Below are 12,236 nucleotides of genomic sequence, written 5' to 3' on the forward strand. Positions count from 1 at the left end.
AGGGCTATATTACTAAGCCCTCTTCTTACGATGCGCCCTCCCTCCTTCTTTCCAAAAATGTAATGCTCTCAATCACAACTTCCGTTATATATATTCTCTTTCCTTGATTATCCTCGTAATTCCTCGTATGAATACGTCCAGTAATTCCAACAAGTGAACCTTTCGTACAATATTCAGTTACATTCTCAGCTGACCTTCTCCATACGACGCAATTAATAAAATCTACTTGCTGCTCACCTAAGCTATTTCGAAAACCTCTATTCACCGCAACACATACTCGTGCATACGCGACGCCTTGCTTTGTGTAGTATAATTCTGGCTCCTTTGTCAATCTACCGATTAATACAACTCGATTCATCATAAGTTATACCACCTCTCATATTTTTCTTCATTGTAAAGAAAAATATATGAAGGGTAAAAAGCTTAAAATAATATACTTTATAATAAAAAATATATTTTTATACCTTATAAAAACTAAAAAGAAACCTTACATACTTTAAACATGTAAGATTTCAAAAAATTATACCTCACTGCATGAAATGTAATATCCTCCGCGGGCCATCTTTACTTCCGCACGATATAATACTTCTTCTAAGTAGAAAGTTATCGGTTTTACTTTACTCTCAAATTTCAGTTGTTCATTACATTCAGCTGCATAACTTTCAATAGCTGAAGTAATAACTTCTCCCGATGGATACGTTAAAGCATCATCTAGTTCTATGAAAAAACTTTTAGAAAATAGTTTTTTCATAATCCCTTTCTTCTCTTTCATCATATTCCATCCCCTTCAATTTAAGGTTACCAACATCCATATTATACCACATCATCAATATATCTTTGAAAATAAAAAAATCCTGCATTTTTCACGCAGGATTTTTTTATTAGTCATTTTTCGTAAAGTAAGAAACGAAACGAAGAATTTCTAAGTATAACCATACTAATGTAAGCATTAGTCCCATTGCAGTGTACCACTCCATATATTTCGGAGCTTGACTACGTACACCATTTTCGATTAAATCGAAATCTAGTAATAAGTTTAATGCAGCAACTACGATAACAACTGCACTAATAATAATACCGATCGTACCACCTTGGTGAATGTACGGAACAGTTACACCAAACATGTTTAGTAGAAATACGACTAAATACATAACCATAATTCCAAGTGTTGCTGCCATCACGCCTGTACGGAATTTATCCGTTACTTTTACTACGCGTGTTGCATATAACACTAACATCGCAAATAGAATTGAGATTGTTAGTAATACAGCATTTAAAACGATAGAATCGCCAAACTTCATTGTATAAACAGCTGAAATACTACCTAATACAACCCCTTCTACCGCCGCATAGATTGGTGCACCAAAAGGTGAAATACGCGGGAAGAACATAGACGCAAATGCGATGATTGCCGCAACGATTAAAGCGCCAATTAATACTGGCATCTTCATCGTACCCTCTATCATCTGTATGTATGAATAGACAGACGTTGCAAGTAGCAAGATAAGCATAATAAACGTTTTGCCTACTGTTCCGCCAATAGTCATCGCAGAAGCACTTGCTCCTTCTTTACGGAATGCCTCTTTTTTCAACATTGGATTAGATGTTCTCATTTTTTCCCTCCTAAAATAGGTTCTACCAATAGTGTAAAGTTTTTCTCTTTACTTTTCAATATATGCAGCTTGTTTTTATTTTAATCCTTCAACAATGTCGGATAGTTCACTCCATCTTTCCATCGTTTTTTCTAACTCTTCTTCTGTTTTTTGCTGTGCTTCAGACAATTCTTGCGCTTTCGTAAAATCAGAACCAACATTCGCAAGCTCTTCTCCAATTGATTCTAGCTTTTCTTCAAGTTCCGCAATTGTATCTTCAATTGTTTCCCATTCGCGCTGCTCGTTATATGAAAGTTTACGCTTACGTTGTTGTTTCGGTGCTTCTTCTACTACTTTTTTCTCTTTCTGTACTTCCGCTTTCTCAATAAGTTCTCTCGTTTTTTCCATTTCTAAGTAATCCGTATAACTACCTAGAAATTCGCGCACTTCTCCTTCTCCCGTAAAGATGAACAATTCATCTACTACTTTATCTAAGAAGTAACGGTCATGCGATACAGTTAAAACGACACCTGGGAAATCTTCTAAATAATCTTCCAACACCGTTAATGTTTGTGTATCTAGATCATTCGTAGGCTCATCTAGTAATAGTACGTTCGGTTCTCCCATTAATATACGTAATAAGTATAAACGTCTTCTTTCACCGCCAGATAATTTGCCAAGAGGTGTACCATGTGAATGTGGCGGGAATAAGAAACGTTCTAACATTTGAGACGCACCAATTACTTTTCCATCTGTCGTATGAATAACTTCCGCAATTTCTTTAATGTATTCAATCATACGTTGATTTAAATTCATTTCTTCATTTTCTTGCGTATAGTAAGCAATTTTTACTGTTTGTCCAACTTCAATTTCACCACTATCAGGAGATATTTTACCTGCAAGCATATTTAATAGTGAAGATTTCCCGCTTCCATTCGCTCCAATAATTCCGATACGATCGCCTGGTTTCACGATATGATTGAAGTTGTTTAATACTGTTTTATCGCCAAATTTTTTCGTTACATCTTTTAACTCAAGTACTTTTTTCCCAAGGCGACTACCGCTAAGCGCAATATCAACTGACTGTTTTGCAGCTGGACCTTCTTGACCTTTTAACTCTTCAAATCGTTGAATACGTGCCTTTTGCTTTGTCGAACGAGCTTTTGCACCACGGCGAATCCACGCTAGTTCACGGCGATATAAGTTTTGACGTTTTGATTCTTGCGCAAGTTCTTGTTCTTCACGAAGTGCTTTCGCTTCTAAAAACGTACTGTAATTTCCTTCATAACTATACAATTTTCCATTATCTAATTCGAAAATACGATTCGTCACACGATCTAAGAAATAACGATCATGGGTTACAAGTAATACCGCACCTGTGTACCTTGCTAAATATTCCTCTAACCACTCAACTGTCTCATGGTCAAGATGGTTCGTAGGCTCATCTAAAATTAATAGATCCGGTGTTTCAATAAAACACTGCGCCATCGCAATACGTTTTTTCTGTCCACCAGATAAATTTCCAACAATTGCTGTGAAATCAGTAATTCCTAATTTCGTTAATAACGATTTTGCATTCGCATTTGCTTCCCACGCACTCATCGCATCCATACGTTGTTGCACTGCAAATAATTGTTCCTGTACCTTTTCATTACTTGGATCTTTTTCGATATGTAATAGCGCCTTTTCATAATCACGAAGAAGACGAATTAAAGGTGTATCACCATGGAAGACTTGCTCTAATACTGTTAATTGTTCATCAAACTCTGGTTGCTGTGATAAATAACTAATTGTATATCCACGTGAATGAGTCATATCACCTGTATCAGGAATTTCTGCCCCTGCAATAATTTTTAATAAAGTTGATTTACCAGTACCGTTTACACCGATAATTCCGGCACGTTGTCCTTCTGCAATACTAAATGATAATCCATCAAATAACGGTTTTTCTCCATATGATTTTGATAAGTTTTCCACAGTTAACATTTTCATATTTGTGCATTCCACTCTTTCATAAATTGTTCAATAAACTGTTCCATATAACGATGACGAACTTCCGCCTCTTGTTTTGCTGCATTCGTATTCATTAAGCCTTTTAGTTTTAAAAGTTTTTCATAAAAATGATTTAAAGATGGGTCATTATTTTTTCTATATTCATCTTTCGTCATCACTTCACGAGGAGGAATAGTTGGATCATACATTAATCTCCCTTTCGCCCCGCCATACGCAAATGTGCGAGCTATTCCAATTGCACCAAGAGCGTCTAAGCGATCTGCATCTTGAACAATCTTCCCTTCAATTGACTCCACTTTACCGCCATGACCACCTTTATAAGACATATTGGCGATAATATGAAGAACATGCTTACTTTCCTCTTCTTCAACATGTAACTCTTCTAACCAATCAGAAACTTTTTTCATTCCTGCTTCTTCACTTTCATTTAACTTCTCATCTGCCACATCGTGAAGTAATGCTGCCATTTCAATTATAAAACGATTTCCTCCTTCTTGCTCGGATAAAGAAATCGCCAGTTTATGTACGCGCTCAATATGATACCAATCATGCCCACTCGCATCTTTTTCTAAAATATGTTTTACAAAAGTAATTGTTTTTTCTATCTTTTCTTGTTTTGTCATTTTATCTTCACCCAGTTACTTATTGTAACACGCCCGCATTTTTTCATCACATATTTTCTTGTCCGCCCATACACTAGGTGGTAGGCATCATCATGAAGGAGGAATAAATATGTTCTATAATAATCAACCGCCTTACCCACAACAACCATTTTACCCTCAGGCGCAGGAACAAGAACAAAGATATACAGAACAATATGAAGAACAAGAGCAACAATATGAACAAAATCCATATGCAGCGCCACAAACTCAAGAACAACAATTTCAGCAAAATCCATATGACACACGTCCAAGTTACGAATATCCTCAAAATCCATATGCAGTACCACAAACTCAAGAGCAACAATTTCAACAAAATCCCTATGTAGCACCGCAAACTCAAGAACAACAATTTCAACAAAATCCATATGTAGCAACACAAACTCAAGAACAACAGTTTCAACAAAACCCATACCCAACTCAGCCACAACAACCTCAATATCAACAACAAATGTATCAACCAAACTACGACGCACGTGTCTCACCACCTAAACCACCAACAGTAGATATTACACAACCACAAATTTTACCACCTGGACCAACATTAGATATTACACAGCCACAAATCTTACCACCTGGACCAATTACAGAACCAACGCAACAACAAATTCAACAAGTTGTCGGTACACAGTTCTTACCTTTAAAGAAACCTGTACTAGATTTCGTAAAACCTTGGGTAGATTACGGTTTAAATGAAGCAAAACATACATCACATAAACACGCTTTAACAGAAGTTGCTGCCATTATGTTTTTAGTTGGGAAAGGATTCAATCCGACGATTGCACATTATATTGTGGAATCTTGGGAGAAGAATGAGCAGTTTTAGAGGTTTTTATTCTCACAAAACTATAAAAGTGTCACAAATGCCTGGTTTATAGCATTTGTGACACTTTTTTGTTTGTTATGTTAAATGTCATTTCAATAGTGAATTACTGCAGTTACCTTTTCTTCCTAGGACCTATAATTAATTTAATCGCCGTTCTTTCTTGTTCATTAATCGTAACCTCTTGAAATGCTGGAACGAAGGCTAAATCGATACCACTTGGAGCAACAAATCCTCTTGCGATTGCTATTGCTTTAATCGCTTGATTTAAAGAACCAGCCCCAATCGCTTGAATTTCTACATTGCCACTTGTTCTTAGTACACCTGCTATTGCACCTGCAACTGAATTTGGGCTTGATTTTGAAGATACCTTTAATATATTTTCCATGTAAGTTGCTCCTTCTATAATTTAATCGTTCTTTCGTTACGGTTTAAAATATTTCAACGTATCTTTTACTATTATTCACACCAAAAGCAAACAATGCTACATATGTACATTCATTCGATACTTTTCGTCTTCTTCCTGCCCATCTACATAAATAAAAAGCGATAACTAAAGACTCTAATATACCAACATTCAAATCATAGAAATTCACTACTCGATAACATTAGTGCAACTGAAGATAATAATGTTTCCTTTTCAAGTGAAATTAATATAATAATCATTTCTCCTATACTTCAATCTATTAAGAACCTCGGCTCATTTTTCTAGCAATTCATTAACCTCCTTCAAAAATTTCACAAATAATATCCTAATACTATATTTCATTATTTGAGCACGTTATCTTCCAAATCTATTATCTTTTCTTCTATATAGTACAAGCATACAAACAAATTTCCTCCCATTTACATAAACTACTATGTGTCTTAAATCTATGAATAATAGGAGGTAATAGATTGAATCCTCACTTTCATTCTTCAAAATCGTTTAAAAGATGTTCCTGCCCCTGTCCCCCCAGCTCACATAAACCATCCGGTCCAGCTTATGGGACTTTTTGGCAAACTGAATTTATAACTGTTTCTTTTGGCGATCCTTTTCCATTTAATCACTTCGGCCCTATAGCAGGAGGAGTTTCCTTACTAAATCCTACTACTATACAATTTAGTCAAGCTGGTGATTATAGAGTTTCTTTCATTTCAAGTATTAATACTACTGTAAATCCTGTTTTTCCACATATTCCAGTCATGACCATATTTCTAAATGACAATCCACTTGCTAATAGTCAAGGTGACTTTGCTTTTCAAATGAATACTTCATCAAATAACGAATGCCTTCAACTAGCAGGCGAAACAATCATTACAGTTACCGCTAATTCGACTCTTCAACTGAAAAATAATAGTGGTTTTAATCGTCAAAGTATTGCAACTTGTGATAATGGTATCAATTCAGTTGAATTAACAGTTATGAAACTAAGTTAATAATCTTCTTCACATTTAGATGCTATTTCAGCATCTTTTTTATTAACTAATGTTCTTTTGATTTCTATCTTTTTCCTCACAAAACATACCTTTCTGTTAATCTAATAAACATGAAAAAAGTACCGAACTCTTCTACTACAAAAGTTCGGTACTTTTTTCTCATTCTTTCTTACTTCTCCACATAAACCGACTTAACAATTGTACGATTATAAGGCAGTCCTTCTTTATTCATCCCTTTTATATCCATCGTAACGTTATATACTCCTGGTTGCTTTATGTCCTTCAAAGCACCAGTAAATGTATTGTTATTAACATTTTGCAATTCATTAAATTCAGAGACTAGTTTCCCTTCTTCATTCACAACTCTTACTGTTATGGAAAGATCCCCTTTCATTTCAGGTGCTACAGGTGATTTTTTCAGTTTATACTCAGGTTTATTTACTTTAACTTTGGTAGGCATTTGAAGAACAAATGGTGCGTCATTCTTGTAATCGCTTATAACTAGATATGCATCTTTCGACTGCTTCGCCATCATTTTAACTTTCCATTCTCCTACATCCATTTTATCAAATTTAAATGTTCTAATTGTTGCACCACCAAAGAAAGATTCTTCTTCACCAGTAGTTATAACGCTATCCTTATTTGTATACATTTTTCCTTTTGGTGATATCATTTGTACTTCTACATTAGACGAAGCAGTTAATATAGAAACGATTCCTTCTGACTTTTTATCAACTGTAACAGTTTGCTCTATCCACTGATTTTGTGGCAATTCTCCGCCTAAAATGTTTTGGTTTGAAGTTGTATTTAATTGTTCTATGTTTTCATTTGAACTAGTGCTGGATGCTACTAAAGCTGGTACGGCTACATTTGATGTACGTAAATATGGTTCAATTCGTGAGAACACAGCAGATCCTTTTCGTATATTATCATGATCAAATCTGGAATCTGTAAATAAATGAGTTCCATACGGCAACTTAGCACTCCACTCATTTACTAGTCCATCATTTGAACCGTATGATGACAAATATAATCCGCCCATGGATAACGCCGAGAATACAGGGCCCCAACTAGTTCCCGTAACTGTATAATAACGGTTTAATTTAGCTGCTGGATTATTATCAATCGTTGAACGAAATTTTGCCATTTCACCCATTTGTAATGAGTACGTACCATCATCTTTTTGACCTAATATAGAGGCAAGCCATCCCGCCCACCAACTATATGATAAATCAGCTAAGTTTGATCCATGATGTGGTGTCGCAAGCGTGATAACATTTCCGACAAATCGATTTGCACCATATCCTACTAATGCAGCCTGTGTATCGATACCGCCTTTACTATGTGCTACAATATTAACTTTTTTACCGAAATGATTATATATTTCTTCTAATTTTTGTGCTAACAATTTTCCGTTGTCCCACTGACTAGCTGATCCTTTTCCAGCAGCATCATATAATTGTATAAATACTGTTTGATAGCCTGCTTTCAAAGCATAGTCATACATATCATTTATATCGTGATACACTGTCTTTCCATACCAACTATCAGCATTCCCATTCCTTCCTTGTACAAAAAGAATTGGAGGTTTATTCTCATCATAATTTGCAGGTTTTTGCCCTAAAAACCAATCTCCAGGTGTAAAGACTTCTTGATTTGGAAAGCCTGTTTTAAGCTCTTTTACAACTTCTGCTTGCACATTTGTGCTAATCATTGGAACCATGATAAAAAATACAATTAGTAAGGCAACACATCTTCTCATCAATCGCATGTTACTCCCCCCACTTTTTTTGAAAGAAGGTGCTCTTTGTAATTTTTTATCTTCTTTCTTAATACTAGATAATCTTTTTACTTAAACAAAATCTTGTCCCTATTCTCAAGAGATTACTAGTACCCCTTCTTCCTTAACACACGTTATTCTCTTTGTTTCTATCTCTTCCTTTTGAGAGAACACTATAAAAAAGTTTCTCAATAATTGTTAACCGTACTAAATCCAAATATCTCTTAATCATCATTGTCTATATAAAGTATACAAATCTTGAAAAAACTTTAGAAAAATAACACTTTATTACTACCTAGTTATAAAAAAAGAGGAATGAAGATATGTACTTTTATTTAATTTAATACAAAACAAACGAATAGAAGCTTATGCTGTAAGACTTTCCTACGCCGAAAGATTAAACTGAAATTTCTAAATAGATAATAAGGTTTTCAGAAACATATATTATGATAATTTTCGCAGACTTGAATTAAACTTTTAGAAGTACTAACCTAGCGGTGAGCAGAAGAAAATTCTGTAAAAAGAAAGGAGAATGCTTTATGTTGACCAATTTACAAAAGGAGTTTTTTAAACGACTAAAAATTCCTGTAAAAGAAGTAACATTTGATGATTTAAATGAAATCCTCTTAAAGATGGGCTTGATTCTTCCCTATGAAAATCTCGATATTATGGCTGGTACGATTAAAGATATCTCAAAAAAGAACTTAGTAGAAAAATTACTTATTCAAAAACGAGGCGGTCTTTGTTATGAATTAAACTCCTTATTGTATTACTTTTTAATGGATTGTGGGTTTCAAGTATATAAAGTAGCTGGTACTGTTTATGATCTTTACGATAATAAATGGAAACCCGATGATGGTCATGTCATTATCATATTAAATCATAATAATAAAGATTATGTTATAGACGCGGGTTTTGCATCTCATCTACCTTTACATCCAGTCCCCTTTACCGGAGAAGTCATCTCTTCTCAAACGGGAGAATATCGAATTCGCAAACAAACGACCCGAAAAGGTACACACATTTTAGAAATGAGAAAAGGAGCTAACGGGGAATCTACAAATTTCTTGCAATCTGAACCTTCAGATGAATGGAAAATAGGCTATGCCTTTACTTTAGATTCAATAGATGAGAAAAAGGTGAATAACATTCAAAAAGTGATTGTGGAACATAAAGAATCTCCTTTTAATAAAGGGGCTATTACTTGTAAATTAACTGATTATGGGCACGTATCATTAACAAATAAAAATTATACAGAAACCTTTAAAGGCATCAAAAATAAACGACCAATAGAATCAAAAGATTATGCTCGCATTCTTCATGAATCTTTCGGAATAACACAAGAAAAATATGTAGGAAAAACACTAGAAAGAGGCTAGTTGACTAGAATTATTGCATAATAAAGCAGATTCCATATTTAGAATCTGCTTTATTTTATATTTTGTTATAAAGGAATTTATTTTTGCTGGTACCCTTTAATTTTCAATGATATACTCATCATCATATTTATCATATTGGAGGCCTGATCCTATTCTTGATTCCGTAACTTGATCTCTTAAAAACGGTGCAGCTTCCATTTTGCTAGTTGCAATTTCAATTCCATATTTTTTCGTTAAATGGGCCAATTCTATTAAAAACCACTCTCTTCGTAATGTGACTGGAATATCAAATGTTCTTCTTTTCATATATAATAGCACCTCTTTAATTTTCATAACTTAAAAAACATTATAGTATATGCATGTCCATTCTAAATGTGCTATTACTAAAATAACATTTTAGTTTACATAAAATAATTATGTATCAGTAGAAAGAGGCTTGTCCTCCTCTTTCTACTGTAGAGATTTAAATTAAGAACATCTTGGTACACCTAAAGCTAAGAATAAACCTGCTACTCCCGCAGTAATCGGTACTTTTAACGTAATTACATCGTCTACCTTCGTTACTAAAAAGTAAGCATTACCTTCTTGTAATATACAATTCACTAACAATTGAAATTCCATTCAAATCCCCTCCTTTCAATCGATATATTATACTTTATGAATTTTATTTAAAAAGGTAATAGGAAATATATCTATTTTCCTTATATACGAAATAAATGTTTATAAGTCTATTAAAAATACTAATTTTCTAAATTTATATAAATCGTGTACTATCCAATGAATTCCTATATAATCAATAGTGAAAATCTTACAAATGGAGGTATAAAAATGACGATTTTGAGTAATATTGGTGCAGCTTTATTTTTTATTGCTTTTATTCTTTTCATTCTATGTATCATCTCGTTTTTCAAGAAAAATGGAAAAGCAAAACAATATGGTCGTCCTGCCGTTATTCTTTTTATGATTTCAATTCTCTTAACAGGAATAGGCACTACAAAATCTGAACACCCAGTCATCGATTTTTTTACTACTTTAAGTTTAATTTTATTTATTTTTTTCCTTGTTCTAGCAATCTTATCCGTAATTAAAAAGACAGGTGTAGCAAAAAAACAATTTATTATCACTGCTATTTTATTTGTCATTTTTGGTGCGTTATCAAGCATTTCAAACCCTACTTCTGAAAAAACAGCAGCAACTAGTAAAAAAGTTACTTCTAACAATGCAGAAGAAAAAGAGAGCGAGAAGAAAAAAGAACTAGAAAAGAAAGAAGCGGACGAAAAAACTCAAAAACAAGAAGATGAGAAACGTCAAGCTGAAGAACAAACTCGTAAGCAAGAGGATGAAAAACGTCAAGCCGAGGAACAAGCTCGTAAGCAAGAAGATGAAAAACGTCTCGCTGATGAGCAAGCTCGTAAACAACAAGAAGAGCAAAAACGCCAAGCTGATGAGCAAGCTCGTAAACAACAAGAAGAGCAAAAACGCCAAGCTGATGAGCAAGCTCGTAAACAACAAGAAGAGCAAAAACGCCAAGCTGATGAACAAGCTCGCAAACAACAAGAAGAGCAAAAACGCCAAGCTGATGAACAAGCTCGCAAACAACAAGAAGAGCAAAAACGCCAAGCTGATGAACAAGCTCGTAAACAACAAGAGGAACAGAAAAAAGCACAGCAAACTCAAACACAACCTGCTTCAGGAAATACTAGTAGTGCATATTACAAAAATTGTGCTGCAGTTAGAGCTGCTGGGAAAGCTCCCCTATATAAAGGACAACCAGGTTATGCCTCACATCTTGATCGTGATGGCGATGGAGTTGCATGTGAAAAATAGTAGTAAAAAAGAAGCTTCTAGTAAGCTTCTTTTTTACTACTACGTATAGTTATTATTCTTCCATTCTTGTAAGCCATATATCAATTCAAATTAGCATCTTATTTTTTTAATGCTTGTAATATTAATCATTAACTGGAGCAATACTCCAATTTATTATTTCAAGATTTTTCACCTCTATTTTTCCTTTGACAAGAACATGTGGAATTAAGTGAAACATCCCAAATCTTCTACCCTTTTCATATTCCTCCCTGTAATATTCTTTGGTGCAGGTATTTAATTGCTTTAATTCTCTATATTCATTAAAGTTGATGATTTCTATTTCGCATTCTTTTAATTCTCTATTTGGTCCACCCCAATTATGCTTTGAGTACTTGTATATTCCCATACACTGACCCTTCAATGCGCTAATAGGAACTTTATAAAACAGTTTATTTGTATGAAGGTTTATTCCTATTTCCAGTAATACTTTATAAATCTCATAAGGATGCAATGGTAAAAAATGCACAACATCATTCCATAAACATTCTAGTTTTGGTATTTTACGTGTTAATAATTTCTCCCTGTGAGGATGATCTTTATATTTTTGTATATACTCACCGTATAAATTTGGATATACACTTTTCAATTCATTTAATGGGATTAAATATTCTCCTTTTAGTTCTTCTGGTACCATATGATAAACATATTGCATAAAAACCTCCTATAAAAGATATACTTCCTATCCCAAAATTCTTCGCCATCTTT

Annotated in this window: 14 protein-coding genes; 4 read left to right on the forward strand and 10 right to left on the reverse strand. The window is 34.0% G+C overall.

Annotation, left to right across the window (positions count from 1 at the left end; genetic code table 11):
• Nucleotides 1-25: 25 nt before the first annotated feature.
• The 5 genes from LMD38_RS15755 to LMD38_RS15775 all read right to left on the reverse strand — a co-directional run bounded on the left by LMD38_RS15755 (nt 26) and on the right by LMD38_RS15775 (nt 4,228).
• A complete protein-coding gene (locus LMD38_RS15755) occupies nt 26-361 on the reverse strand; it encodes a single-stranded DNA-binding protein (RefSeq protein ID WP_000982033.1) in 336 nt (111 codons plus the stop codon).
• 159 nt (nt 362-520) lie between these two features.
• Nucleotides 521-775 (reverse strand): DUF4318 domain-containing protein, encoded by a 255-nt coding sequence (locus tag LMD38_RS15760; RefSeq protein WP_000975124.1) that lies wholly within the window; start codon nt 773-775, stop codon nt 521-523.
• A 106-nt stretch (nt 776-881) separates the two neighbouring features.
• Nucleotides 882-1,613 carry a Bax inhibitor-1/YccA family protein gene (locus tag LMD38_RS15765; protein WP_001260642.1) on the reverse strand — a complete coding sequence of 244 codons (732 nt, stop codon included), beginning with the start codon at nt 1,611-1,613 and terminating at the stop codon, nt 882-884.
• A gap of 75 nt (nt 1,614-1,688) precedes the next feature.
• Nucleotides 1,689-3,584 carry an ABC-F family ATP-binding cassette domain-containing protein gene (locus tag LMD38_RS15770; protein ID WP_014893791.1) on the reverse strand — a complete coding sequence of 632 codons (1,896 nt, stop codon included), beginning with the start codon at nt 3,582-3,584 and terminating at the stop codon, nt 1,689-1,691.
• Nucleotides 3,581-4,228 (reverse strand): HD domain-containing protein, encoded by a 648-nt coding sequence (locus LMD38_RS15775; RefSeq protein ID WP_000165941.1) that lies wholly within the window; start codon nt 4,226-4,228, stop codon nt 3,581-3,583. The genes LMD38_RS15770 and LMD38_RS15775 overlap by 4 nt, the downstream gene beginning before the upstream one ends.
• Before the next feature lie 109 nt (nt 4,229-4,337).
• On the opposite strand from LMD38_RS15775, the gene LMD38_RS15780 reads away from it, so the two are divergent.
• Complete coding sequence (locus LMD38_RS15780; RefSeq protein WP_000499662.1) at nt 4,338-5,090, forward strand: hypothetical protein; 753 nt, start codon at nt 4,338-4,340, stop codon at nt 5,088-5,090.
• A gap of 112 nt (nt 5,091-5,202) precedes the next feature.
• Here LMD38_RS15780 and spoVS read toward each other — a convergent pair whose 3' ends face one another.
• The gene (gene spoVS / locus LMD38_RS15785) at nt 5,203-5,475 is read right to left on the reverse strand and encodes a stage V sporulation protein SpoVS (protein ID WP_000427805.1); all 273 of its coding nucleotides are present in this window, start codon (nt 5,473-5,475) and stop codon (nt 5,203-5,205) included.
• A 509-nt stretch (nt 5,476-5,984) separates the two neighbouring features.
• Here spoVS and LMD38_RS15790 point away from each other — a divergent pair.
• Nucleotides 5,985-6,506: a hypothetical protein gene (locus tag LMD38_RS15790; protein ID WP_062821422.1), complete on the forward strand. Its 522-nt coding sequence runs from the start codon at nt 5,985-5,987 to the stop codon at nt 6,504-6,506.
• Between the two features lie 169 nt (nt 6,507-6,675).
• On the opposite strand, the gene LMD38_RS15795 is transcribed toward LMD38_RS15790, so the two are convergent.
• Complete coding sequence (locus tag LMD38_RS15795) at nt 6,676-8,277, reverse strand: esterase/lipase family protein (RefSeq protein WP_001238713.1); 1,602 nt, start codon at nt 8,275-8,277, stop codon at nt 6,676-6,678.
• 548 nt (nt 8,278-8,825) lie between these two features.
• Between LMD38_RS15795 and LMD38_RS15800 the strand changes: the two genes are divergently transcribed.
• On the forward strand, nt 8,826-9,665 hold the full coding sequence (locus LMD38_RS15800) for an arylamine N-acetyltransferase family protein (RefSeq protein ID WP_000957152.1): 840 nt from the start codon (nt 8,826-8,828) through the stop codon (nt 9,663-9,665).
• A gap of 96 nt (nt 9,666-9,761) precedes the next feature.
• Here LMD38_RS15800 and LMD38_RS15805 read toward each other — a convergent pair whose 3' ends face one another.
• A complete protein-coding gene (locus LMD38_RS15805; RefSeq protein ID WP_062821423.1) occupies nt 9,762-9,971 on the reverse strand; it encodes a hypothetical protein in 210 nt (69 codons plus the stop codon).
• 162 nt (nt 9,972-10,133) lie between these two features.
• Complete coding sequence (gene exsG, locus LMD38_RS15810) at nt 10,134-10,286, reverse strand: exosporium protein ExsG (protein ID WP_000395674.1); 153 nt, start codon at nt 10,284-10,286, stop codon at nt 10,134-10,136.
• Nucleotides 10,287-10,493: 207 nt separating this feature from the next.
• On the opposite strand from exsG, the gene LMD38_RS15815 reads away from it, so the two are divergent.
• Nucleotides 10,494-11,492: an excalibur calcium-binding domain-containing protein gene (locus LMD38_RS15815; protein WP_228919803.1), complete on the forward strand. Its 999-nt coding sequence runs from the start codon at nt 10,494-10,496 to the stop codon at nt 11,490-11,492.
• Nucleotides 11,493-11,613: 121 nt separating this feature from the next.
• Here LMD38_RS15815 and LMD38_RS15820 read toward each other — a convergent pair whose 3' ends face one another.
• Nucleotides 11,614-12,183 carry a hypothetical protein gene (locus LMD38_RS15820; protein WP_062821425.1) on the reverse strand — a complete coding sequence of 190 codons (570 nt, stop codon included), beginning with the start codon at nt 12,181-12,183 and terminating at the stop codon, nt 11,614-11,616.
• Between the last annotated feature and the right edge of the window lie 53 nt (nt 12,184-12,236).

The sequence above is a fragment of the Bacillus pacificus genome, assembly GCF_020861345.1.
GTDB lineage: Bacteria > Bacillota > Bacilli > Bacillales > Bacillaceae_G > Bacillus_A > Bacillus_A pacificus.

What these genes read in the sequence shown, in the direction of transcription:
- LMD38_RS15800 (WP_000957152.1), top strand. Translation starts at nt 8,826, where the DNA reads ATGTTGACCAATTTACAAAAGGAGTTTTTTAAACGACTAAAAATTCCT.
- LMD38_RS15770 (WP_014893791.1), bottom strand. Translation starts at nt 3,584, where the DNA reads ATGAAAATGTTAACTGTGGAAAACTTATCAAAATCATATGGAGAAAAA.
- LMD38_RS15820 (WP_062821425.1), bottom strand. Translation starts at nt 12,183, where the DNA reads ATGCAATATGTTTATCATATGGTACCAGAAGAACTAAAAGGAGAATAT.
- LMD38_RS15765 (WP_001260642.1), bottom strand. Translation starts at nt 1,613, where the DNA reads ATGAGAACATCTAATCCAATGTTGAAAAAAGAGGCATTCCGTAAAGAA.
- LMD38_RS15755 (WP_000982033.1), bottom strand. Translation starts at nt 361, where the DNA reads ATGATGAATCGAGTTGTATTAATCGGTAGATTGACAAAGGAGCCAGAA.
- LMD38_RS15795 (WP_001238713.1), bottom strand. Translation starts at nt 8,277, where the DNA reads ATGCGATTGATGAGAAGATGTGTTGCCTTACTAATTGTATTTTTTATC.
- LMD38_RS15760 (WP_000975124.1), bottom strand. Translation starts at nt 775, where the DNA reads ATGATGAAAGAGAAGAAAGGGATTATGAAAAAACTATTTTCTAAAAGT.
- spoVS (WP_000427805.1), bottom strand. Translation starts at nt 5,475, where the DNA reads ATGGAAAATATATTAAAGGTATCTTCAAAATCAAGCCCAAATTCAGTT.
- exsG (WP_000395674.1), bottom strand. Translation starts at nt 10,286, where the DNA reads ATGGAATTTCAATTGTTAGTGAATTGTATATTACAAGAAGGTAATGCT.
- LMD38_RS15775 (WP_000165941.1), bottom strand. Translation starts at nt 4,228, where the DNA reads ATGACAAAACAAGAAAAGATAGAAAAAACAATTACTTTTGTAAAACAT.
- LMD38_RS15815 (WP_228919803.1), top strand. Translation starts at nt 10,494, where the DNA reads ATGACGATTTTGAGTAATATTGGTGCAGCTTTATTTTTTATTGCTTTT.
- LMD38_RS15805 (WP_062821423.1), bottom strand. Translation starts at nt 9,971, where the DNA reads ATGAAAAGAAGAACATTTGATATTCCAGTCACATTACGAAGAGAGTGG.
- LMD38_RS15780 (WP_000499662.1), top strand. Translation starts at nt 4,338, where the DNA reads ATGTTCTATAATAATCAACCGCCTTACCCACAACAACCATTTTACCCT.